General features: G+C 62.1%; 11 protein-coding genes. 10 read left to right on the top strand and 1 reads right to left on the bottom strand.

Annotation, left to right across the window (positions count from 1 at the left end):
* The first annotated feature begins 947 nt into the window (after positions 1 to 947).
* The 5 genes from IHV84_RS02635 (at position 948) to IHV84_RS02615 (ending at position 9,188) form a co-directional block, all read left to right on the top strand.
* Positions 948 to 2,117: a hypothetical protein gene (locus IHV84_RS02635; protein ID WP_198845687.1), complete on the top strand. Its 1,170-nt coding sequence runs from the start codon at positions 948 to 950 to the stop codon at positions 2,115 to 2,117.
* Complete coding sequence (locus IHV84_RS02630; RefSeq protein ID WP_198845686.1) at positions 2,114 to 4,654, top strand: hypothetical protein; 2,541 nt, start codon at positions 2,114 to 2,116, stop codon at positions 4,652 to 4,654. The genes IHV84_RS02635 and IHV84_RS02630 overlap by 4 nt, the downstream gene beginning before the upstream one ends.
* Before the next feature lie 4 nt (positions 4,655 to 4,658).
* Complete coding sequence (locus IHV84_RS02625) at positions 4,659 to 5,102, top strand: hypothetical protein (protein ID WP_198845685.1); 444 nt, start codon at positions 4,659 to 4,661, stop codon at positions 5,100 to 5,102.
* Between the two features lie 2 nt (positions 5,103 to 5,104).
* Positions 5,105 to 6,949: a hypothetical protein gene (locus IHV84_RS02620; protein WP_198845684.1), complete on the top strand. Its 1,845-nt coding sequence runs from the start codon at positions 5,105 to 5,107 to the stop codon at positions 6,947 to 6,949.
* 115 nt (positions 6,950 to 7,064) lie between these two features.
* A complete protein-coding gene (locus IHV84_RS02615; RefSeq protein WP_198845683.1) occupies positions 7,065 to 9,188 on the top strand; it encodes a hypothetical protein in 2,124 nt (707 codons plus the stop codon).
* A 17-nt stretch (positions 9,189 to 9,205) separates the two neighbouring features.
* Here the strand turns inward: IHV84_RS02615 and IHV84_RS02610 are convergent, their stop codons facing one another.
* On the bottom strand, positions 9,206 to 9,781 hold the full coding sequence (locus IHV84_RS02610; RefSeq protein WP_198845682.1) for a DUF4124 domain-containing protein: 576 nt from the start codon (positions 9,779 to 9,781) through the stop codon (positions 9,206 to 9,208).
* Positions 9,782 to 9,891: 110 nt separating this feature from the next.
* Between IHV84_RS02610 and IHV84_RS02605 the strand changes: the two genes are divergently transcribed.
* Genes IHV84_RS02605 through IHV84_RS02585 form a run of 5 tightly spaced genes read left to right on the top strand, consistent with a single transcriptional unit; the run spans position 9,892 to position 25,728 of the window.
* Positions 9,892 to 23,523 carry a PLxRFG domain-containing protein gene (locus IHV84_RS02605; RefSeq protein WP_198845681.1) on the top strand — a complete coding sequence of 4,544 codons (13,632 nt, stop codon included), beginning with the start codon at positions 9,892 to 9,894 and terminating at the stop codon, positions 23,521 to 23,523.
* A 56-nt stretch (positions 23,524 to 23,579) separates the two neighbouring features.
* Complete coding sequence (locus IHV84_RS02600) at positions 23,580 to 23,912, top strand: hypothetical protein (protein WP_198845777.1); 333 nt, start codon at positions 23,580 to 23,582, stop codon at positions 23,910 to 23,912.
* Between the two features lie 48 nt (positions 23,913 to 23,960).
* Positions 23,961 to 24,608 (top strand): PAS domain-containing protein, encoded by a 648-nt coding sequence (locus tag IHV84_RS02595; RefSeq protein WP_198845680.1) that lies wholly within the window; start codon positions 23,961 to 23,963, stop codon positions 24,606 to 24,608.
* Complete coding sequence (locus IHV84_RS02590) at positions 24,605 to 25,177, top strand: lysozyme (protein WP_198845679.1); 573 nt, start codon at positions 24,605 to 24,607, stop codon at positions 25,175 to 25,177. The genes IHV84_RS02595 and IHV84_RS02590 overlap by 4 nt, the downstream gene beginning before the upstream one ends.
* On the top strand, positions 25,174 to 25,728 hold the full coding sequence (locus IHV84_RS02585) for a hypothetical protein (protein WP_198845678.1): 555 nt from the start codon (positions 25,174 to 25,176) through the stop codon (positions 25,726 to 25,728). The genes IHV84_RS02590 and IHV84_RS02585 overlap by 4 nt, the downstream gene beginning before the upstream one ends.
* Positions 25,729 to 25,868 lie beyond the last annotated feature (140 nt).

Below are 25,868 nucleotides of genomic sequence, written 5' to 3'. Positions count from 1 at the left end.
GGCAGCGGCTACGTTGCAAGCTGGAACCACACGGCGTTCGGTTCGCCGTCCAACGCACCGAACGCCGTAGGCTTTAGTCCCGCCGCCAACTTCGGTACCGCCTTGGGGGGGAATTTCCAGCGCGCCCTCGGGTTCTCAGGTACCTCATTCGGCGCACCTGGGGCCGTCGGTGCGCAGCTACCGAGCAGCCCATTCACTTCGTTCGGTATCGGCACCATCCCGTTGCTCGCGGAAGGGTGGAGTTCGACAGCCTTCGGCGGGCCTGACACACCACTGTTTGCGACGGGCGCGATCCACACGGTCTTCGGTGACTCGCAGATCATTCAGTCGTGGAGGCACCTAGGGCCAGCACCGGCCACGAGGTTCGGCACCCCATACATCCAGCAGGACGTGGTACTGGACGCGACGGGTGCGCCCCACACAAGATTCGGGAGGGCATTCGCGGCGGAGGTGGTCGAGCTGGAAGTCAACTGGGTGGTGCAAGCAGCAGGATTCAAACCGGTTGCGTTCGGCTCTCCATCGACGGGTGAAGCACAGAGCGTGCGCGCATTCAGCACGAGGCACACCGTGTTCGGGGTGCCGACGGCCTCCACAGCGATGTTCGGCGTGGTGGCAAGGTTCGGCCTGCCCGGGGCCAACGTCGGGCTGCTCGCAGTTGGCGCGGTGCCAGGCACGGCGGCAGGCCTCCCCCGCTCAGGCACGTCCGGAGAAGCGAAGGCCGTCCGGGCCACTCAGTTCGGTGCGGTCGTGGGTGGGAGAGCGTGCGCGGCGCAAGGAACGCTGCGCACGCAGTTCGGCGTGGGCTCTGTGCGGTATGGGTTCAGCGCGCTGGCGTCTGGTATACAGCACGGCCGTTTCGGGGCCACATCGGCGCACTGCACCTACCGTGCGCTACGTGCCACACCAGGTACGCGGTTCGGGCGGCCATCACTTGTACGGGGGACAGAGTGCTGAAATTCGAGAATTTTTCCGGGATTAACAACGTCCTCCCGCCCGAGCGGCTTGCAGACGGGGCCTTGGCGGCGGCGGTAAACATAGACGTCGGTCTGACCGGCGAAGTGCGGAGACGCGCAGGGTTCACGCTGCGCGCCGACGGGTGCCACAAAAACGTCCACCAGGGCGATGGCTTCCTCCTGGCGACGCGTGATGGGGGCGAACTTGTTTCCATCGTCGGTGATACGGCAACAAGCCTGCACCCGGCGCTCGGTGTGTCGAGGGTCTGGTACTGCAATCTGCCGGACGGGCGCACCACGTTCAGCAACGGCCTCATCAACGGGATTACGGACGGGGCATCAATCACCTCGTTCGGAATCCCTGTGCCAGAGTTCATAGGGGGACTCACACCAGTGTCGGGCGATCTCCACCCAGGGGACTACCAGTACCAGCTCACCTATGTACGCCTCTCCGACGGGCTGGAGGGAGGTCCTGCGTACTCCAACCCGACTGCCGTGCCTGACGGCGGCGTACTTCTGACAGACCTCCCTGCGCTGGAGGGACACAAGATCAACGTGTACTTGACGGGCGCGAACGGAGAACATGCCTACCTCGCTGGCAGCACCACCGGCGAGGCCTTCAGCTATCTCGGGAAGAACGACGCCCTGGTGCTCCCCTGCCGCACGGACCACTTCCGCCCAGCCCCGATCGGGACCGTCACGGCATTCTGGCGCGGGAGGGTTCTTGTCGCCCAAGGGAGTTTGCTCTGGGCGTCACGCACGAACGCATGGGAGAGCTTTGACTTGCGCCGGGACTTCAAGCAGTTCTCGGCCCCCATCACCCTCATCCAGCCAGTGGATGGCGGCATTTTTGTCGGTACAGAGAAAGAGCTTGCATTCCTGGCTGGAACCGAGTTCGACAAGTTGGCATATGGGTGTGTCGTGGACGGCCCCACGGTGCTGGGCTCTGGCGTGGCCGTGCGCGGCGAATTGGTGCAACGCGGCCAGAGCGTGGGGCAGGGGGCAGCAATGCTCTGCATCGCCGGTGGTGGGATCGTCGCCGGGTTCAGCGACGGCGGTGTATCCCGCATGACTGAAGGGAGGTACATGACGGGCGTAGGCGAAGTCGCCGCCACGGCCCGCATGGTGGACGGCATACCCCAATACATCGCGGTGCCTCAATGAGCCAGGTGAACAACCCGCACTGGATCACGTTCAGCGGCGACCCCGTGCAAGGGATGGCGCCGACGCCGCTCGTCCTGCGCAAGGGGGCGCTCACGCCCAGCCGTTCAGCGATGGTGCAGCACGCATACCACCTGTATCGCATGTCCAGGAACGTGTCGGTCACAGAGTATTGCGTTTCAGAGCGCATCCTGGAGGACGGTACCCGCGTGCGTATGGAATCAGCCTGGGGGCGCGACAGGGTGTTTGTGTGGGCTCCTAAAGAAGATGGCGAGGATACTGAAATCCCGCATGGCTTCGTCGCCGTCTCGACCTGGAACGACCCGAAGTTCTACGCAAAACAGTTCGAGCGTTCTGAAAAAAAGACGTTTCTCGACATGACTGTGCCGCAGGCGAAGAGCGGGATCACAAGCTACAACGCCGTGCACGAATATGACAAGGACGGCTTCCTCATAGAGCCGCTCGTGCGTGCCGACGGCGGGAAGATAGTCTGGGACTGGGCACCGCACGCGGGCGTCGGAGTCGGTGGGACCTACGTGTTCCCAGTCAACCCCGACGTGACGGGTTTTGTCGGCGAGATGGAGCATCTCAACGGGTTCCATCATGGCCCTGCGCACATCGTCTCTGACACAAAGATACTCAGCGCGTCAGGGAAAGTCGTCGCCGTGCTCGAACCCGAACCGAACATCCTGCTGGATGGATCAGACAGCGTGGAGGTCCTGTGCGGCGCGGCTGCAGGGGACGGCGACGGGGTCGCCCTACAGGCCATGCGAGGAGCGATCCTCTCCGTGACGGCGAACATCTGTCAGTTCGTTTTCTGGAACGCAGTGTACCGCCGCATGAGCCTGCCGTCCGCATCCGAAGCGACCTATGAAGCCGCGACCGTCCAGGGTTCCCCCACCAGGAAAGTCTGCGGATTCCGTACGCCGTTGAGGGCGGAAAGAACCATAAGAGATGAGTTCTACAACACCCTCGGAGAGGAACCCTCGCAAGATTTGAGCTATTTCAGTTGGTCGCCGACGAAACCTGGTGCTGCGGGCGGTGGTAACGGCACGCAGAGTTGGGTCACCGGAATGACCCGCGAAGAGAGACCGATGAACATAGTGGAGTACGACAGCGCATGGAGGGAGATTTACCAGACGGGGCTGCAGGAGAGCTATCTAAACGCAGTGCTTGCGGTAGGTGCGTCGCAAGGTATCGAATACCTGAATCTGGAAAACAAGGTCGCATACGAGGACGACGTGTATTGGCGCGCTGGGTCCGCTGGCGCGTACTACACGAACCCTGCGGCCCAGGACACGTTCGGGTTCAGACAGAACGACCTTGGCAGAATCGACTCGAACTATGGCAGGACAGGCGAGCCGACGCTCAAACTGAAAGGCACGCTCGAAGTGTGGCCCGATGTCAACCTGTTCGAGGGGGACGTCGCCGGGGAACTTAGAGGGCACGTCCACACTTCCACAAAATATAAATTCGGGCGTTTCGTGTTTGCCCCCGCGACCTACTTACTGGCCATAGCCCAAGACCCTGCCGTGGATTGGGGGCCTGGTAATCCTTGGGGTTACATCGAATGGTACCAAGCGAACGACATCAAGCCGACCTACATGATCGACTACGCCGAATGGGCGACCGGGGTCGCCCACGGGTACGGGAGCGAGGCATTGGGGACGCCTGTACCCATCACTGACACGAACGAAGAGCGGCCCAACACTACCGGGTCGTACAAGTTCATCTCCCGGTACATCATCGACTACGACCACAGAGGACAGTTTTTCGCCGCGATCAGGGTGGAAGTCGAGTGCAGCGGGGCGGAGTGGAAAGAGAACCAGGACATGTACCTCGGCTGGCAGAGCCCGGTAGGTAAGCCGACGTACCGTGCGAAGATATTCTTCGAGGCCAAGTGGGGCGAAACGACGGTGTCCAAGCTGCTCGCAGAAGATACGAGCATCCGGAAACCTTACGAATTCGAGGATTTCAAGCGGATCAACCCTTACTACTGGCCCTCCCCCCTCGCAGACGAGCGCCCAATGGTCTTCTGGCTACCACCCAAAATCCTACCGGATGAGCGGGTCATCTCACAACTCAAGAATATCCCGGTACACCAAGGCGTCAACCCACATCTCGTAAGCCAAGACAGGTGGATCAACGACGACCCGGACCCGAAGAAAACCATCTGGAGCAAGACGGGGGTCGAGTTCTCTTACATCACGGCCGATGGTGAGGAGATACCGACACGGAAGATGACCAAGGGCATGCTGTACGCCAGGAGCTTCAAGTTATCGGACTTCCCTGACGCGCTATGGCTGCTCTCCGAAACCAAGTGTGACGCCCCAGAGGGCGGCTCCCAGCCGCCGCTTGGCGAACCGAGGCCAATGTGGTTCTACATGCCACAACTCGGCGACGACATTGCAAACAAGAAGTTCCGCATCGAGATGCGGGACGGCGAACTGTATATGTGGACTGACGATCTTCCGGCCAAGGATGGCATGGAGAAACCATCAGACCCCTACGACAGAGAAGTCAAACTTTACTCGGTATGACGTCATGAGCAACACCATCGTAATGAACACCCTCACGGGCGCCGTCACGGAGTACGACTGGGCATTCCAGTCCATCGCGCCTTGTCATGCGGGCGACGCGACCGGGCTCTATGCGCTGGGCGGCAGCACTGACGCAGGGCGCCCCATCGTCGCCACGGTGACCACCGGCACAAAGCACTGGGGGAGCACCCTGAAGAAGTTCGTCGCTGCGGTGTACTTCGCCATGCGTGGTACCGGCACCGGCAAGCTCACGGTGCACTGCCCGACGGCAGACATGTCCTTCTCCTACCTGTTCCCAGTGCGGCCATCCGGCGTGTCCCGCGCCGTCACTGGGCGGGGCATCCGCGAAAACTATCTCGCATTCACGTTCCAGAACCCAGACGGCGACGACTTTGCCCTCGACCGCATCGAGGTACTGTCATACCCATCGACCACCCGGAGGATTTAGTCATGGCATCCGCAGCAGAACTTGTCAACTCGACTTTCAGCCTGGCGCAGACCTATGCGTCGGCGGCGGAGAGCAAGTTGACGACATTCACCGACAAACTCGCCAACGCCTTCTACACCGCGCCCACTGTGTCGGTGGAGTGGGTGACGCCCGGAGAAATCACACTCGACGCACTGCCTGATGCGCCGGATATGCCAGCCATCGAGTTCAACGAGGCGAACTTGGGGACCACGCCGAACCCGCTCACGGAAGACATCCCGGAGATCGAGCTGCCCGAGTTCACTGACACGATGGACGAGCTTGTGATGCCAGAGCGCGTCACCGTCAGCTACGGTGCCATCCCTGCGATCCCAACCATCGGGGAGGTGGCCGTCCCGAACGCGCCAACAATCGCTACCCCCACCGCCCCGACGTACCTTGGGCTTTCCACGATTACGACCCCTTCCATAGACCTGCGGGAGGATTGGCTGGACGGCCTGGGCGATGTACCTACGCTGTCACTGCTTGCACCGACGCCGTACAGCTACACCAGGGGCGCTGAGTACGCATCCGCCCTGCTGGATGGGATCAAGTCCAGCCTTACTCTGCGCCTCGAAGGGGGTACCGGCCTCCCGGTAGCGGTCGAGCAAGCCATCTGGGACCGCGCCCGCAGCCGCGAGACGAAGACGGCGCTGGCCAACGAGGCAGAGGTCATGCGGGCGTCGGAGGCCATGGGCTTCCAGCTCCCGCCAGGTGTTCTGGCTGCGCAACTGCGCGAAGCCCAGCAGAACTACTACGACAAGCTCTCCGGCCTGTCGCGTGATGTGGCGATCAAGCAGGCCGAGATGGAGCAGGAGAACCTCAAGCAGACCATCGCCCAAGGGATGCAGCTTGAGAGCCAGCTCATCGACTACAGCTACAAGATGGAGCAACTCACTTTCGAGTCCGCGAAGCTCGTGGCCGACAACGCGATCCAGGTGCACAACGCTGCGCTGGATCAGTTCAAGGCACTGCTGCAGGCCTATGAGGCATACGCCAGCGTCTACAAGACCATCATCGATGCACAGCTCGCCAAAGTCGAGGTCTACAAAGCGCAGCTCCAGGGCGAACAGGCCAAGGCGGATGTCAACCAGGCGCTGGTGCAGCAATATAAGGCCGAGGTCGAGGCGGGCATGGCGCAGGTAGAGATATACAAAGCCCAGGTCGGCGCAGCGAATACGCTGGTGCAGCTTGAGCAGGCGAAGATCGGTGCAGCAGGAGAACAGATCCGAGCATTCGTCGCACAGGTGAACGCAGAGACATCGAAGGTTGAAGCGTACAAAGCGGGGGTGAACGCGGAAGCGACCAAGGTCGAGATATACAAGACCAAGGCAGAGGTATATTCGGCCAGGGTAAACGCCCAGGCCGAGAAGTCCCGGGCGCTGGTGGCGCGATACAGTGCGCTTGCGCAGGCGAAGGCTGGGGAGTGGAGCGGTTACCAAGCCCGCATATCGGCCGAGAGCACCCGCATCGAGGCGCTAGGTAAACAGTCGGGTGCGCTGCTGGACAAGTTCCGGGCGGAGACCGCTGCGATACAGGCCAAGGCGGAGATGAACACTCAGATATGGACGGCCAACATGAAGCAGTACGAGGCGGGGACCTCGGTGGCGCTGCAGGCAGCCAGGATCAACAACGACGCAGCGATCCAGGTCAACAACGCCCGCCTTGACGCCGCAAAAGCCGGAACCCAGGTGTACGCACAGCTCACATCATCTGCATACGGGATGATGCACACCAGTGCTGGCATCAGCGGCAGCGCGTCCATGAGTGTGGGCTACAGCTACGGCGGCGACGTATCTGGCGCGGTCTCGCCAGTGCAGTCTATATAGTAGCGCCCCCCAGTCTGGTTTGCCGCCACAGGACCACCCCGGAAGAATTGCACGAACGCGATTCAAAGGGTGTGCCATGTACGGCTTCAAACCACGACACGCACAGGGTAAACCCGTGCAGAACCTTGCCGATGGCGGCATTGTCCATTCACTCACTGGCATGCTGGGGATGCGCAAGCGCACGCCAGAGGAAATGCTGGCGGCAGACGCCAAGGTGCAGGAACGCAACCGGGAGGCCGCAGCCCGCGTGGCAGCTCGCGCCAAACCAGCACAGCCAGCAGCCCCGGCCGAGGGAAAAGCAGTCTCCGACTACGCGGGCATGAGCGCCATGCAGCGCCGCGAGAAGGAACTCGGGCTGAAGGATGGCGGCTTGGTGCCGCGCGGGTTCAAGCCAGGCGGCCTGATCCGTGGGCCTGGCACCGGCACCAGTGATTCCATTCAGACCGAAAAGCGACCAGGCACCTTCATCATGCCCGCTGACTCCACCCAGGCCATTGGCCCCGAGGCCCTGGAAGAACTGGGCGAGGTGGATGACAGTGCTATGGAAGAACAGGGCGAAAAGACGCCGGTTCGCCTGAGCAATGGTGAATTTGAGCTGCCACCCGAGCAGGTGCAGGCGCTTGGCGAGGCGGTGCTGACAGTGATGCGCAACGCCACGCACCAGCCAGCATCCGGCCAAGAAGCGCCAACCGACAAGGGCTTCGCGCCACACCAGTTCTTTGCCGATGGCGGCACGGTGAAGGATGAGGAACAGCAGCGCCTGGCCAACCAGACGGCCATGTACGTGCGAGGCGCGCAGGAGGCGGCAGCGAACCGGCCGCCAGCGCCACCAGACGCGGCTGCATCGCAGGTGCAGAACAAGGCTCCTGCACGTACCGCGGCACCTTTTGCCACAACTGCGCCTACTTCGGCAGGGTTCATGCCTGGCGCCCGTGCGGTGTTCAATGAATCCGGCAAGGCCATTGGCGACTTGGCAAACCAGGGGCGATACGCGGCCGCAGCCGGGGAGACTGCGCGCGCAGCCCTGGCCTATGTTCCTGCCGTGGTGGACGATGTTGTGGGCGGTGCTGTGCGGGCAGTAGGCCCAGCACTGGCAGACGCTGGAAAGCAGTTTTTGGGTATGAACGAAGCGACTGCACCAGCACCAGCGCCTGTGCCAGCAGCAGCTGCCCAAAACCCCAGCCCAGCTGCACCAACCGGTACGACGCAAGCGCCCACACTAGCGCAGCAACCCAGTCGAAACTCTCCAGTAGGAATGTCTGTCGCAGACGCGCAAAAGCAGGGGCTTGTTGGAGAGCGTGTCGGCTACGACCCAGCCTATGACCAGCGCCTTACTGGAGCACCAGGACAAAACGGCGCCGTCACTCGCAACGGCAATAGCTACGCCGGAACCAATGTTTCCGGCGACATTACAGTGAACGGCCAGGCCCCGGGCGGCGGCGCTGTGAGCGCGCAGAACATGGTAGCCGCCGATGCGCTGCAAGCACGCCAGACCCCCGCAGGATTCCAGCCGGCAGGATCGCAGCCAGCCGGCGTGCAGGCCCCCGTGGTGCGCAACTCCACCAACGACTGGGCCGCGCGCAACAACCTGCGCAATCTGGAGGTCAGCGCCAGCAGCATCACCAACCAACCCGGTTTCAGCCGCGGCGGACGCGGCTATGTGCCGCCCGATGTGGCGGCCTACCAGGCGGCGCTGCAAACCGATGCCGCCTTGCAGCAGGCCCAACCCGGCATGGACCAGACTGCCATGCGCGAGAACGCGGGTATCCAGCGCGAAGGGATGCAGCAAGACGGCGCCACCATGCGCACCAGTATGCAGGAGCAGGGCGCCACAGCGCGAGAAGCCGGGCGCACGGCGCTGGCGGGTGAAGAAATGGGTTTGAAGCGCACGGCCGCAGGGTTCCAGACCCGCGCCCTGCAGCGGGTGGAGAATCTGCAAACCCGCTACGAAGCGGAGAAAGACCCGGCCAAACGTTCCGAGTTGGCGCGGCAGCTGCGCGAGATCCAGGGCAAGGAGCAACCCAGCGAGTGGGGAATCCAAGTCACGCCAGCCACCAAGAACGCCGATGGGTCAACCACTGAGGGCAGCGTGATCCGCTACAACAAGGCCACCGGGCAGGCAGAGCGTGTGGACACCGGGGCCAACCGAAATTCTGCCCCATACCCGGATGGCACCCGCCTTAATGGGAAGGATGGAAAGGCGTATGTCGTCAGAAACGGTGTCCCGGTACCAGCGTGATGCTGCTCAAATGGTTGCTATCGCATGCGCGGGCTCACGTTACCTTGTGAGTCCGTGCACCAGTTGCCATTGCAGGTAACTGGTCCACCTACAGGCGCATGGTTATGAATGATGACCTTCTTTGGTTCTTGTTGCAGGGGTGTGTTTGAACCGCAGGCTGCATTCACTTTGGTGATGGCTGCATTGGTCCTGATTCTGCGGTCAGCATCAGAACCCGTGCGTATGGAAGCCACGAAATCGTAGTCCTTTTGGGCATCTTTGCATCCCTGGCTTGCCGCAAGTGGCGCAGGCGCAGGTGCGGGCTGGTTCATCCGCATAAGGGTTTCTTGCCTATCGCTGGCCAACTGCCCTTGCTCTGCAGCGCGTGCACGGTACTTGCGTTCATTGGCCATGTCCGCACGCATTTGGTCATCCATGATTTCCTGCTCGGTTCGCTTGCGCTGCACCTGCTTCCCGGCAGATCCATCTGCGCAAGGCTGGTCAGAGAATGTGACTTTGCCACCCCCAGCATCGCACCGGAAAACCTGGGCAAACGAGCTTTGAGAAGCTGCCGCAAGCAGTGCTCCATAGATCAATAACTTGGATACCTTCATGTAAAACCCCCTTACCCACTCACTCTATCACCAGCCACAAGAAGTGCAATCTGCACATCGCCCCCCCGTCTGGTTTGTGGCTGCGCCCGCCACCCGGAACACTCGCGGGTATGAGCCAAACCAACTGGAACGACTTTACGCCGGTCGATGACAAGGGCGCCCCCATCAAACCCGCCACGGTGGATTCTGGTACGAACTGGGATGATTTCACGCCAGCACCGGAGCCAGCAGGTTTGTTGCGCAAGGCGGGGGATCTTGGTCTGTCCGTGGCCAAGGGCGTGGTTTCCGTGCCAGAGGCGGCGGTCGGTATTGCCGACATTCCCGCGGGTGGGCGCGTAGGCAAGTTCCTGGAAAACGAGGGTGGCGCCTTCGGGTTCCGGCCAAAGCAAGCCAAGGAATACCTTTCGAGCCTGCAATCTGACGATCTGCAGAACAAGCAAAAGCAGTTCCAGCAGGCCGATGGTGTGCTGGACAAAGCAGGCGTGGCCCTGTCGAATCCTTCCCTAGTTGCCAATGCCGTGGCCGAATCCGTACCGCTGATGGGCGCCGGCGCGGTGCCTGCGCGCGCCTTGCTGGCAGCCGCCCCAAGGGTCGGTGCAGCTGCGGCCGGTGCGATTGGTGAGGGTGTTGTCGGCGCAGGCTCAGCGGCCGAGGCAATCCGCCAGGAAACACCGGATGGATTACTTACCCCCACCCAGTCGGGCCTGGCTGCGGCCACGGGCGCCGCCACCAGCGCATTTGGCTTTGCTGGCGGCAAGGTTGCGCAGCGCCTGGGCATTGGTGACGTTGACACGATGTTTGCCCAGGGCGCCGCACGCGCCGCTGGCGCGCCGTCTGCCAAAAGCATCCCCCGCCAAGTTGTGGAAGGTGCCATTGCCGAGGGCTGGCTGGAAGAACTGCCACAGTCTGTGTCGGAACAGGTGTTGCAGAACCTGGCACTCAACAAGCCTTGGCACGAAGGCGTGAGCGATGCCGCCGTGATGGGAACGCTGGCGGGCATGGCTATGGGTGGCGGTGCCGCTGGTGTGGCAGGCTTCTCGCAGCCCACGCCAGAACAGACCCCGCCGCCCAACCAGCCGGCCCCCGTTCCCGCACCCGTTGCCGGGCCCACCTTGGCGCTGGCTGGCCCTGACCGTGGCGTTATCCAGGTTGCCGGCGACGGTACCGCCCGCACGCCAGCCTACCAAGCCCCCGGCTACGTGGGCGATGTGACCGATGTGGAGCCGCGCGCGGTCAACCCCGTGCGTGAGCAGGTGGCCCTGGCGGCCGAGCAGGGTGGGGCGCTCTCCAGCGCAGCCCTGACGGCCATTGATACCGGCCTGTCCGATGCCATGCAGCCCGCCCCCGAGCAGGCTCCCCCTCAAATCAGCCTGGAAGAAGCCGATGCGCGCGACCGGGCCGCCTATGAGCAGTTTTTTGCGAGCCACGATTCTGACCCCGTGGTCAGCCGTTACTTTGAAAACGACGACGACATTCCCGACTTCGACGCGGCCAGCAACGCCAGCGAAGAAGATTTCTTGCGCGCCCTGGGCGCTACCGACGAGGACATTCAAGATGCCATTGCCACTACCCGCCAACCCTCAAGCCCGCAAGGCAGTGCTGCAGGCAATGCTGGCGCTCAAGCGAATGAGCCCGCAGGCCCGCGCGAAGGTGCTGGAGAAGGCGCGGCCAGCCAAACCGGCCAAGTAAATGCAGGAGCCATCCAACAAGCTGCCCCTGATGCACCAGTACCAGGCGTGGGTGGAACAGTGGGTGCTGACGGAGCCGGAAGCGCAGCAGCTGCAGTTTCTGGCGCAAGCGGCCCTGGTGGGGCCGGAACTGGAGCCGCCACCGGGAGTGGTGCAGGCGCTACAGAAGCTGGCATTGCACGGGCTGGTGGACGTGGAGACAGCAACCAGGCACTGAGCGCCCCCACCAACCTGCGCGATGCGCTGGTGCGCGTGCGCCAGCAGAAGCAGGAGTCCGCCAATGCCCAAGTTGCCCAAGCGCCAGCACCCGCTGCCGCCCCTGTACCCGGACCCGCCGCCGCCCCCGCCGTGGAAGCCGCTGGGCTGAATCGGCCAAAAAGCACTCGCAAAGCGGCCGAGTTTGATGCGCGCAAGGCCGCCGAGATCGAGGCCGGGGCATTGGGCGCGCAAGAGGCAGAGGCGGCCGGCGTGCCAACGCAGGTCACATGGCCTGCGCATCGCAAGTGGGTTTACTCGCAGGCGCCGCGCATGACGCTGCGAGAGTTCCAGGTGGCACTTAAAGGCCGGCATGGGATGTCGGGGTCAGAGATTGAGGCCTATTACAAGTCAAGCAACGGAGGCGCGGAAGTGAGCGCCGCCAAAATAACCACCGAAGGAGCCGCGAATGTCCCTCAAGCCGATCAAGCCCAGCAAACAGCAACGCAACCAACGCAAGCAGGCGCAGCACAACCAACCAAAGGGCTGACCAATGGCACCACCACGCCTCAGAACCTTGGAGCGCAAGCAGCGCCAGCGGGCGGCACGCAAGGCAAGGCGCAAACGCCAGATCAGATAAGGCGAGCCCGCTTGGAGCGTGAGATTTCCACGGGCAAGACAAACAATGGTGGCGTCATCGCAAGCCTCCGACCATCAGCCATCGAGAAGCGCAAGCAGGAGCTTGACGCCATGGGAGAGCGCGGACGAATTTTGGACGCGCAAGGCAAGGCGCCGCGCGCAACGGCCGAGCAACTGACCGGCGCCCAGGAGCGCTGGCAGCGCATGACCACGGCCGAACGCCAGGCCGTTGCAGCCCGCACCGATGGGCTGAACCCCATGCAGCGCAAGAACGTGCCGCGAGCGGCATGGGCTGACCTGAGTGCAGACATTCAGCGCAAGCTGGCCGATGCGATGGGTGCCAGCGTGAATACTGCGCAAGGCGCTATCAAAACAGAAGCAAATCAAGTTGCAGAACTGTCGCTTGACGAGCAGCTGAAACAGGTGAATGACCAACTGGCCAACCGGGGCCCAGTGCAGAACGCTCGCACACGCGAGAAGCGCGACCAGCTCCGCAAAGCCATTGCCGAGCGTGATTTCCCGGCCATCCTCAAGGCGGTGGACGGTGACATTGATTCGGCAGAGGCTATCAACCAGGCACTGCAGTTCGCTGGCGACGAGCCCAAGGCCAAGGTCATCGAGCGTGTGCTGAAAAACCGAGGCATCACCGCCGAGTACCGCCAGCGCTGGGCTGAGCGGCTGATGGATGGCCAGGTAGATGAATTGGACGCAGAAATGCAGTCCTACGAGAACAAAGCAGATGTTGAGCGCCGTCCAAACCTGAAAAATGGGCCGAGCAGCGCCAACACGCCAGTTGTCCCGCCCGCACCTATCTCCACCGCAGTCCCAAGCGCACAAGCGAGATGGGATGTATTCATGCCAACGGAGCGCCGCGAAATGCTGCGCGCAGCAGGCTATGCAGACGCCGATCAAGCACGCGCGCTTTCAGGTTTGAAATGGGTAGAGCTTTCCGAGGCAGTGCGCAAGGCGGTTGATTCCGCCTATAAACAGCAAGTTTCCGCTGCAGCGCCTGCACCGTCTCCCGGTGTAGTGAACGTGCCCCCGGCCATCGCAGAGGCACTGGACGCGGACATGCAAGCCCAGAAAGCGCGCATTACCCGACTGCGCAACGCGGCAACGGCGGACGGCATGAGCCTGGACGAGAAGAAGCACGCGCAGACGCAGCTCAAGGGTGCAGAGTTCACGCTGCAGACCATGCGCCGCACGCGCTTCGATGCCGAGGACGCCGCGATCAAGGCCATTGAGCAGAAGGACATGGCGCCGTTCGCTGAGCACATCACGTTCTTCAAGACGGAGAAAGCGCTGCAGGAGTTGATTGGTGCAGCACCAGCACCAGCTACCGCTGCGGCCCCAAAGAAGAAGCCCAACGCAGACAAAACCCGCGCTAAGGCCGACGCACTGACCGAGCGCGAGAAGGCCGCCAAGGCAAAGATGCTTGGCGCCCTGGGCAAGCTGGCCGCCCTGGCATCCAAGAACACGCGGATGAACTGGACGCCAGAGGAAGAACAAAAACTGCTGCCCATCGTCATCGAGTTGTTCGACGGCGCCATCGAGCTGGGCGCCGTGACGTTCCAGAAGGCCGTGGCCTACGTGCGCGACTTCATTGCGCAGGGCATCGACCAGGAAACCGCCGATGCCATCCCCTTTGAAACCCTGCAGGGCGCATACATCGCCGTGGCCGGGCGCCACAAGGACAAGGGCGTGACGGCCAAGAAGGAAGTGGCCGGGTTTGAGTCGCTGGAGGAATTGCAGGCGGCAGACGAGCCTGCGCCAGCCGACATGCAGACCCGTAGCAGCACCCTGACGGAATCGCTGTACCAGGCTATCCGCGCCGGCAACATGCCAAAGGATAACCCAGCCCTTAAAAAGCTGGTGGAATCCTTTGACGGCAAGCCCGCTGACCCGGCGCGCATGAAGCAGGCGCAGGAAGAACTGGAAACCGCCATCGCCATGGCCGCGCGGGACATTGTGGCTAAGGGCGAGAGCGACAAGGCCACGTTCGACGCGCTGTTGCGCTTGTACGAAAGCCAGCCCAGCCTGAACATTCGCACCAGCACCAGCGTGGCCAACCAGGCGTACAGCACGCCCGCGCCGCTGGCTTACCTGGCATCGAAGCTGGCCGGCATCAACCCGCAGACCCGCGTGCACGAGCCTACGGGGGGGACCGGGATGCTGCTGATTGGCACGGATCCCAAGAATGCGGTGGTCAACGAGTTGAACGACCTTCGCGTGTCGCTGCTGAAAGAGCAGGGATTCAACCCGACGCAAAAGGATGCCGCCATTGGCCCCATGCGCGACGGCAAGGGGCCGGTCGATGCAGTCATTACCAATCCTCCGTTCGGCTCCGTCAAGGGCGAGGATGGCAAACCCGTCAAGGTGAAAGTGGACGGCTACAACATCGGCCAGATTGACCACCTGATTGCTGCGCACGCTCTGGCCACCATGAAGGATGACGGCCGCGCCGTACTGATCCTTGGGGCCAACAAGGCGCCCGGCGGCCTGAGCACGGACGACCGCATTTTCTTCAACTGGCTGTACTCGCACTACAACGTGGTCGGGCACTTCGAGGTGGAGGGCGATCTTTACGCCCGCCAGGGTGCAGGCTGGCCCGTGCGGGTGATCGTCATCAATGGCCGCGAGAAGTCGTCCAAACTTTCTCCGGTTGCAGGAACCATCCAGCGAGCAGACAATTGGGATCAAGTCTATGAACAGTTCAATCAAATTCTGGGTTCCGGCCGGCGACCTGTCCGAGGGGCAGGCGATGCTGCTGGCCGTGCCAGCGACAGCCAAGCCCGACAGGCAGGTGTACCTAATGCAGCTGGCGCAGAAGCTGCAGGAACTGGTGGACCAGTCGCCCGAGCTGGCGCGGACGGTGCTGGAAATGTCCCAGGAGCAGGCGCCGGAACTGTCGCAAATCGCACAGGAGCAACCACAGACCCAGTGGGGCATATCCCTGACGAGCAGCGACTCAATGGCCAGTCTTTTGTCCCGCCTGGACTGGTCGAAGCCCGGCCAGGTGCAGACGCACCAACAAACCGACCTGCAAAGCCTGCTGGAACAACTGCCGTAGCTGCAGCGCCAGCCGCCGCTGGTAATGAGTTCCAGACCCCCTATGTGCCACGCAGCGCCCGCAAGGACGAGGGCGTGCTTATCCCATCGAACATGGCGCAGCCCACGCAGGATGCGCTCAACCGCCTGGAAGATGCAGTAGGCGACATTGACGAGTTCGCCCGCAAGGAGCTGGGCTACGAATCCACCGAGGCGCTGCACAACGCGCTGATGGGCTTACAGGTGGACTCCGTGGCCACTGCAATCTACCAGATCAAACAGAACAAGGCGGTGGTGATTGCCGACCAGACCGGTATCGGCAAGGGGCGCCAGGCCGCGTCCATCATCCGCTGGGCGGCCCGCAATGGCATGACACCTGTGTTTGTGAGCGTTAAGCCGAGCCTGTTCACCGATATGTACGGCGATCTGGCCGATATTGGAACCCATGACGTTGCACCCTTCATTCTGAATTCAACGGAGTGGGTTTCTGGCGCCGATGGTGAGAAGCTGTTTGCCAACAAGCCATCAACCCACCGGGCCGCCATACAGTCCATTGTGGACAACGCGGCCTTGCCGCAGGGCCGTAACGCCCTGTTCATGACCTATTCCCAGATCAACACGGCCAACCTGCAGCGGCAGGCACTGATGGCCTTGGCCCCCAATGCGGTGTTCGTCCTGGACGAATCGCACAACGCGGCAGGCGACTCTGGCACGGGCGACTTCATGATTTCGGTGCTCAAGGAGGCGCGCGGCGTCACGTACCTGAGCGCCACCTACGCCAAGCGGCCAGACAACATGCCGCTGTACTTCAAGACCGACATTGGCGATGCAGCTGCCGACTCGGAGGGCCTTGCCGATGCCATGGCCGCTGGCGGCCTTCCTCTGCAAACGGTGGTTTCCAACAACCTGGTCAAGGCCGGGCAAATGTTCCGCCGCGAGCGATCCTATGACGGTGTTTCAATTGCATCGACCTTCGACACCGCGAATCGCCAGCTGCACGAGCGCCTGAGCGATGAGGCAACCGAGGCCCTGCGCGCCATCGTGTCGGCCGACAAAATGTTTCACTCCGTGTTTGTGAAGTCCATGGACAAGGCCTTGAAGGCCGAAGGCTCCAAGGTGCAGGACAACGCGGGCAACCAGGTTTCCGCTGGCGTGCAGCACACCGAGTTTTCCAGCGTTGTGCACAACTTCGTGCGCCAGATGCTGCTGGGCCTGAAAGCCCAGACGGCCGCTGACGAGGCCATTGCCTCGCTCAAGCGCGGTGAAAAGCCCATCATTGCAGTGGAAAACACGATGGGTTCGTTCCTGTCTGAATACGCCGCGCAGAACAACATCAACCAAGGCGATAGCCTGGGCGCGTTTGACTACCGCACCGTGTTGTCGCGCGCCCTGGAGCGCAGTCGGGTCATCAATGTGGTGCTGCCCACCGGTGACAAGTCCAAGCAGAACATCCCGCTCTCGCAGCTGGACCCCATCACACGAAAGGCCTACGACCATGCGCAAGAGGTCATTGACCGCTTGGCCATCGACATTCCGGTGTCGCCCATCGACTGGATGCGTGCTGAGATTGCGCGCGCCGGGTTCTCGGTGGCGGAAATCACCGGGCGCGACCTGGCAGTGGACTACAGCAACCCGCGCAAGCCGGTGCTGTCAGCCATTGATCTGACCGAGCAGCGCGACAAGGTGGCATCGACGCGCCGTTTCAACGGTGGCGAGCTCGATGCGCTGATTCTCAACGTGGCGGGTTCCACAGGTATCAGCCTGCACGCATCGGAGAAGTTTGCCGATCAGCGACAGCGCCACATGATCGTGGCGCAGGCTGCTGGTGACATCAATATCTTCATGCAGATGCTGGGCCGTGTGCACCGCACCGGCCAGGTGCGACTGCCCAAGTACACCATCCTGAGCGTTGACCTTCCGACCGAGAAGCGACCTACGGCGGTGCTGTCGCGCAAGATGAAGTCGCTGAACGCCAACACTTCCAGCAACACCGAGTCGGCTACTTCGGTCAAGACTGCTGATATTCTGAACAAGTACGGTGACCAGATCGTCAACCAGTATCTTGCGGACAACATTGAGCTGGCCCGCCAGTTGGGTGTGGATGACCTGATCTCGGCCGATGGCGAGCGGGTCACGGACGACATTGCCCGCAAAGCCACTGGGCGCCTGGCTCTGCAGCCCATCGAGGTGCAGCGCGCCTTCTATGAGGATGTGGAGGCGCAATACGATGCGCTGATTGAGTACCTGAACAAGACCAACCAGAACGATCTGGAGCCGCGCACCTTCGACTTCGATGCCAAGGAAGTGCGCACTGAAATCCTGTTTGATGGCCCCAACAAGACCACGCCCTTTGGCGAGGACGCCGTGTACGGTGAATACTCGATCAAGGCGCAGGGCATGGCCATGAAGCCCGAAGAAATTCAGGCGGCCATTGCCGAGAGCTTGCAAGGCAAAACCGGGGAAGAGCATGCGCGGGATCTGCTCAATGGGCTGTTGCAGACCTATGTTGAGCAGACGAATGCAGCGCTGGCCAAAAAGGTGGGGCAGGGCGCGGCATTTGATCTGGACGAGTACGCGGCTTTCTTGAAACCGCTCTTTGGTGAGGATGGCGCCGCCCGGATGATGGCGCAGGCACAGGCGTTCATGGCCAACGGCACGCAGGTGGGGCAGCTCACGGTGCGCGACCTGTCTGGTGCGCAGGGTGTTGGGGCGGGCATGGAGTTCTTGCGTAATCACGCCATCGGCAAGACCTTCCGTGTTGAAATCAACAGTGAACCCTACAACGCCGTCATCACCAACGTGCGCAACACGCACAAGACGACTGGCAACCCTTTCAGTCTGAGCAAGTTCCAGATCACCCTGGCGGTGAATGGTGCACTGCGCAGCATCACGGTGCCTGCCACCCAGTTCAAGAAGATCGAAGTTTCCAGCATCGCCCCTGCCTTCCGCATCGAAACGCTGTTCAAGGAGCAGCCGGCCAACCAGCGAGAAACCGCAAAGATCGTGACCGGCAACCTGCTGGCTGCCTACGGTGAGATCAAGGGTGCGCGCGGCACCATCATCAGCTTCACCAAGGCTGACGGCGTGATTGAGCAGGGCATTCTGCTGCCCAAGCTGTTTGATTTCAGCAAGAACACCCAGGGCGACTACCGCCTGCGCAGCGGTGCAGACGCACTCAAGTTCCTGCAGCAGAGCACAAATAAGGACATTGGCAGGTTCGGCATTTCAACGCGCGATGGCCAGGTGCGTGTGTTGCCACGCGGCGACGGCGTGCAGGTGCGCGTTCCAAAGTCCAAGGCCCAGGGCGCCCGCTATTTCTTGGACAAGAACCTGATCGCCGTGGCAGGGGACTTTGTTTCCAGTGCCAACGCCATGGTGGCAAATGTTGACGACGCAGCCAGCGCTGTAAAAGTGCTTGATCTTTTGATGGACAAGCAGGCTCTGTATGCGCTGCCCAGCATGGCCGAAGAAGCCAAGAGCATGGCTGCAAAAACGGCAACCAGCGATGGTGCGGCATTTTCCCGTGGGCAAGGACTTTCCGCTGAGGAAGCGGTGGCGATGTTCAACGCAGCCAACCCAGTTTCTCCAGACGCCCGCAATGCCCAGCGCAGCATCAGCGATGCCCGTCTGGTAGCTACGCAGCAGCTGATTGACGGCCTCAAGGCCAAGTGGACCCGCGCCCCGGAAATCATCGTGGCCCGCAATATGCAGGACGCCCAGATCCCGCAAGCAGTCCGCGACTACGACGCATTGCTCAAGAGCCAAGGCGCCACAGGGGAGCCGCGCGGCTTCATCTACAAGGGCAAGGTTTACCTGCTGTCTGACGAGTTGAAAGGCCCGCAGCAGATTGCCGAGGTGCTGTTCCATGAGGTGCTGGGCCACTATGGATTGCGCGGTGCCTTCGGGGATGGCCTCAAGCCCATCCTGCAGCAGATCGGAACCATGCGCCGCCGTGACGTGCTGGCCAAGGCCCGCGAGTACGGCATGGTGGCCAAGGGCCTGAGCGATGCCGACACCTGGGCGGCCATGAGCGAAAGGGACCGGCTATCGGCTGCAGAGGAAGTGCTGGCCGAAATGGCGCAGAGCACGCCTGAAATCGGTTTCGTGCAGCGCGCCATTGCCGCGATTCGCAACTGGCTTCGCACCAACGTGCCGGGTTTCAAGCGCCTGGCCCTGACGGACGCCGACATCATCCAAGCCTACATCCTGCCCGCCCGTGGCTTTGTCACGCGCAGCAAGGAGACGGGAGCGCAGTCGCTGGAGAGGGCGATGGCGGCATTCAGCCGTGGTACAAATGAGGCCATGACGAACAATGATGTCGTCGGCAACCAAGGCGGGCGCTCTGCCGATGACTCAACACCGGGCGCTATGTTCGACGCCCAAGCCGCGTTTGAAAAACACGGCGGAATAGGTGATGTTGACGAGTCAACAGACATAACCGCAAAGTCTCTGGCATTCGCAGAAATGGCTGAATCACAGGGGTGGACAGTAGTGGGGCGCGGGGATAAATACGTCACCCTAAAAAAGCATTTTGGCCTTGATGGCGAAGGGTATCCAAAGAACGCAGTAATAAAGGCAAGAATCTCAGACCATTCAAATGTTAACAGAGGTGTTCATTTTGGAGAAATTGACATCAATATCGCACCTGATGACGGGCATGGCCGCGATACATTTGAAGATGCCTTGCGTAAAATAAGGTCAGCCTATGTAACAGACGATCTTGATACGGTAATCCCGAATGAGCCCGCCGCGTCAGATGGTTCTGACGCACCCATGTTCAGCCGAACACCCGGCGACCAGACCCAGACCGAGGCGTTCAAGCGCTGGTTTAAGGGCAGCAAAGTGGTGGATGCCGAAGGCAATCCGCTGGTGGTGTATCACGGGACGAACTCCGACCTGAGCGCCTTCGCATCCGACCGAGCCAACTACTTCACCGCAGACCCTGGAGCAGCCAGCGTTTACGCCGAAGGCTTCGGAGCGCCGCGCGAAGGTGCGAACGTGTCCCCGGTGTACCTGTCAATCCAGCGGCCGAAGTGGATGCCGCTGACGGACTCGGCCAAGCTGACCGCGGCGGACTTGGCCGCGATCAAGGAGGAAGGGTTCGATGGCGTCTTCGGGTGGACGCTCGACACCGGCATGGGCGGGCCGACTCCAATCGCCCGCGAAGTCGGGACTGGGCAGCGCGGCATGGACAAGATCGTTACCGAGGCGATCCCCTTGTCGCCCGAGCAAATCAAGAGCGCCATCAGCAATAACGGCAACTTCGACCCCGAGGATGACCGCATCAATTTCAGCCGCGCCGGCATGGCCGACCTAGCCAGCAAGGCCCGCGACGAGCTGAACCGCACGTTCACTGCCCCAGGCAAGCTGTCGTGGTGGCACAAGACAGTGGGCACCATGTACAACCTGGCCGAGCGCTCCCCTGCATTCAAGCGGGTGTTTGAGGCTGCCCAGGGCTTTGTGGATGACGTGAGCTACTACGCCACCGACGCGGCCGAGCAAGCGCCACGCCTTCTGCCCAAGCTGGAAACCTGGCGCGACATTGCCAAGCGGCCCATCACGGCTGCCGACAATGCGGCCGTGGCCAAGCCGGTGTTTGAGGGCACGCTGGTGTGGACCCGCGACGAGGCAGGCAAGCCCGTGCGCGTGGATGACCTGGCGGCAGCCGCCGAGAAGCTGACCGCCGAGGAAAAAGCCCGCCGCCTGCTGCGCCAAGACAAGATCAGTGCGGGCATGCTGCGCGCCTGGCAGGGTCTGCCACTGGAGCAGTACGAGAAGCTGGTGGAAAGCCGCTACGAGTCGCAAATGCTCAAGGCGGGCATTGTGTGGACGCCGGCAGAGCTGAAATCCATGTTCAAGCTGACCGATGACCAGGTGGCGCTCTACAAGGAGTTCCGCGCGGCCACCGACCGCAGCCTAGACACCATGGCCCGCTCGGACATGCTGCGCTACGGTGGCAAGGATGTGGCCGACCTGCGCGACATGGTGATGGACGCGGCCGATGCCCAGGACGCGGCACAGATTCTGCGCGACCACCTGCAGATGCTGGCAAAAGAAAACCCAGAGCGGGCAGGAGAGTTGGGCCAGCTTTCCAGCGGCATGCTGGACCGGGCAGCCAAGGTGCAGGAGCTGCAAGAGCAGGGCTATGCGCCGCTGTCACGCTTCGGCAAATACACCGTGGATGTGGTGGATGCCAACGGAGAGCGCCAATACTTCGGCCTGTTTGAAACCCAGCGCGAGGCCAACATCATGGCCATGAAGATGCGCAAGGGCTATGGGCAGGATGCCGTGTCGCAAGGCACGCTGTCGAACGAGGAATTCAAGCTGCTGGCCGGCATCACCCCTGAGTCCTTGGAACTTTTCGGCAACATGCTGGGCCTGGACTCCACCGGGGACGATGCCCAGGACCAGGCTTTTCAGGAATACCTGCGCCGCACCAAGACAAACCGCAGCGCCATGCGCCGCCTGATCCACCGCCAGGGCATTGCAGGCTACAGCGAGGACGTGGGCCGGGTGCTGGCCAGCTTCATCTACAGCAACGCGCGGCAGACTTCGGCGGGGCTGCACATGGGCGAGTTGGGCGAGGCCGTCACGGCCATTCCCAAGCAGCAGGGCGAACTGAAAGACGCCGCAGTGCAGCTGTCGGAGTACGTGAAGAACCCACAGGAGGAAGCCCAGGCCATCCGTGGGCTGCTGTTTGCCCAGTACCTTGGCGGCTCCATCGCTTCGGCGGTGGTGAACATGAGCCAGCCGGCCGCCGTCACATTCCCATGGCTGTCGCAGTTTGGCGGGGCCAAGCAGGCAGCCGCCGAGCTGGGCCGCGCAGCCAAGAATCTGGCCAACAAGGCTCACCGCTACGAGGCTGACCTGGCTGCAGCACTCAAGCACGCCGAGGAAGAAGGCACCGTAAGCCCGCAGGAGGTGCACCAACTCATGGCGCAGGCCCGTGGTTCCGGCTCGCTGCGCCCAGGGGATGGCACGCGCGTAGGGGATGCACGCGCCACAGCGGGTAATGCGCTCACCCGCCTGTCACTGGCGTGGGGCAAGGTGTTCGGCGCCGCTGAGCAGGTGAATCGCCGCATGACCTTCATTGCCGCGTACCGCGTGGCTAAGGCGCAAGGCATGGCCAATCCGGCCGTCTTCGCCAAGAAGGCCGTGATCGAAACCCAGTTCACCTATAGCAAGGCAAACAAGATGAAGTGGGGCAGGGGAGCTGTGGGCGCCACGGTGATGACTTTCAAGACCTACTCGGTGGCATACCTGGAGTTGCTGGGCCGCATGTGGAGCCAAGGCGGCCCCGAGGGCAAGAGGGCGGTGCTGCTGGCGCTGGGCATGCTCATGCTCATGGGCGGTGCGGGTGGCCTGCCGTTCGCCGAGGATGCAGAGGACCTGGTGGACGGCTTGGCACAGCTGGCTGGCTACAACTTCAATAGCAAGAAGGCCAAGCAAGAATTGCTTGAAAGCGTGTTTGGGCAGGCTGGCGCCGGGTTTGTGGAGCGCGGGATTACCGGGCTGCCCGGCATGCCGCTGGACGTTTCTGGACGCTTGGGCATGGGCAATCTTCTGCCCGGTACCGGAATCTTCAAGGAGAAGACCGACCACACCCGCGACGTGCTGGAGGTGGTGGGGCCTGTGGGCGACTTGGCCAAGCGTGCAGCCTCTGGCGCTCGGTCCATTCTCGCCGGCGACGTGGGCGCCGGGCTGCTGCAGATGGCACCTGCCGCTGCACGTAACTGGGCCAAGGGCTATGACATGGCCTCCACTGGCATGTACCGCGACGACAAGGGCTACAAGGTGCTGGACACCAGCCCGGCCGAGGCGGCAATGAAGTTCATTGGCTTCCAGCCGGCCAGCGTGGCCAAGGTGCAGGAGTCGAATTTCATCAACCAGCAGGCCAAGAACTTCTACAACATGAAGGCCCAAGAGATCCGCGCGAAGTGGGCTCGGGGCATTTTTGAGAAGGACCAGAGCATCGTGGCAGAGGCCCGCGCGGACCTGGAGGAATGGAACCGCAAGAACCCCGAGCAGCGCATCGTGGTCAGCATGCCTGCTGTGCTCAAGCGGGTGCGCGAAATGTCCAAGACCAAGGATCAACGGATTGCGGATACCGCGCCGCGAGCCATGCGCCAGCAGATGCGAGAGGAAACTGAGAAGGCCCGCGCCACGCTGTAGTGCTTCCCCCCGGTCAGGTTCGACGCCGAGCCTGATAAGGGGAAAACTGCATCGCCATGACCAAGCCGGCCAAACTCAAATTCACGATCTACCAGGGCGCCACCTTTCGCAAGCGCCTTCGGTGGAGCGTCAAGGCCACAGGCGTGCCTATCGACCTGACGGGCTGCACAGCACGCATGCAGGTGCGCGCAGAAGCTGGTGCCACGATCAACGTCAGCAGCAACGCCATGGTGCGAGTGGGCCTGCGTGATTTCACGCTCGATGTGTCCGTGGTCACGATGCTGAGAGAGATCAGCGCGCGGACTGAGCCTTTGTCTGTGGTGGCGATGACAGCACAGCGACAGGTCAATGCCACCACGAAAAAGCAAGAGGTTGCCGTTACGGCATGAAGACATGAAGAACGAAACCATCGGCGCCATGGCGCGGCGGGGGCAGAAATGATCGAAAAACTCCGCGCCGCATTGCAGTCCATCGACCTCACGCAAATCATCATCGCCGCCGCCGGTGGTTTGGGTGGCGCTGCTTTGGGGGCGCAGAAGCGATACAAGTGGATCTCAACTCGGATGGCAGCGCGTAGGGCGCGGCGCACAACGCTTGAAGAGCTGCCGTCGCGCATGGACGCCATGTCAGTGCTGCTGGAGTCCGTCGTGGGCCAAGGCGCCAAAACGGTGGGTCTACTGGAAGAGCACTCCAAGACACTTAACGATCAGAACCACGTACTAGGCACCATAAGCGCGATGGTGCACGGGGAGATGGAGTTGGACCCTACGCCCCGCTTTATCTGTGGGGATGACGGCGGAAATCTGAACGTCAACACGGCCTATGCGCGGCTCGTGGGGTGTGGGCGCGACGAGTTGCTTGGCTTCGGGTACCAACGCTTCGCTACAGCGGCCCTGAACCCTGGATACAAGGCTGGGTTCACTGAAGCGACGCTGCAGCACCGGTCTTTTGAGAGTCTGGTTTTTTTCCGGCGCCCTGACGGCAAGGTAGTGGAAGCCCAAGTGAGGATCGTCCCTCACCCGGAACACGAGCCACCGGCGCATTACTGGGTGGGCATCATCATTCTGGCGAGGCCAGCGCTATGAGCGAAAAGAGAATCCAACCCAAAGTGATCTGGGTGGCCGCCCTGGGCGGCTTTGTCACCCTTTTGTCGCCGCAGCTGATCGAACACCTGCAGAAATGGGAAAGCGGCAAGGCCAGGGTGCTGGTGGTCTACCCCGACAAGCTGGCGGGCGGCATCCCCACCGTCTGCAACGGGCTCACCCGCCACGTCACCAGCACCCCCATCATCGTGGGCGAGCGCTGGACAGAGGAACAGTGCGTAGTGGAGGAATCCAACGCCCTGGAGCGTGTGCAGCGTGCGGTGCTGGCCTGCTTCAAACGCCTGCCACCGCCCAGCGTCCTCGATATGGCCAGCAGCCACGCATGGAACTTTGGCGCCAGCGCCACCTGCGGAAGTGGAGCTATGGCCGCATGGAACCGTGGCGAGTGGGAGCGCGGTTGCCAGCGGATCAGCCGGGGGGATGACGGCACTGTGGTGTGGAGTTTCACCAGCTACATCGACCCCAAGACCGGCAAGAAGGTTTTCACGTTCGTGCAGGGCCTGGCCAACCGCCGCGCCGACGAAACCAAGAAGTGCGGAGCTGGCATATGAACCTCACCCTCATCACCCACCTGATCGCTGCGGCGGTGGCCGCTGCTGCCGCCTGGTTCTACCAGGGCGCGCAGATGGATGCCGCCGTGGCCAAGCTCAACGCCACCCACGCAGCGCAAGAGTCGGAGCGCCACCGCATCGCTCTGGATGATGCCCGCGAAACCTTCCGCAAGGGTGAGATCCACGCCCGCAACCAACAGGAGATTGCCGATGCCCACGATGCCCAAGAAAAGCGCCGCCTTGCTCGCCTTGCTGCTGCCGCTGCTGATGGTGAGCGGCTGCGCCAGCAAGTCACAGAATTTGCCGCCACCTGTGGTGGGCGAGAAGCCCAAAGCCTTGCCGCTGCCCTCCAGCATTGCCGGGATCGAGCCGCCACCCTCGGGGTTCTATACCGAGAAGCTGATGGCCAGGCGGAAGAATTCGCAGGAGCTGCTGAGAAACACGCTGATGAAGTCCGCACCCTGAAAGCTGTGATTGCCAATGACCGCGCGCTGATCGCGCCGGCGCTGGGCCTCAAGATTCGCAATACGGCAACGGTCCCCCTGCCGTAGCCGCGGCTTGTAAAATTAGCCTATGTTTGCGGGGTCTTGGGTAGCGCAATTGGTAGCAAGTTGGTAAGTGGTTGATTTTAAAAGGCTGTTGTGGCCTTTTAATCCGTTGGTCACAAGTTCGAATCTTGTACGTCCTACCA

The organism is Acidovorax sp. IB03, assembly GCF_016406015.1.
Taxonomy (GTDB): Bacteria; Pseudomonadota; Gammaproteobacteria; order Burkholderiales; family Burkholderiaceae_C; genus Acidovorax; species Acidovorax temperans.
Note: the sequence above shows the minus strand (reverse complement) of the source record. Positions and strands in the feature narration are given on the sequence as shown.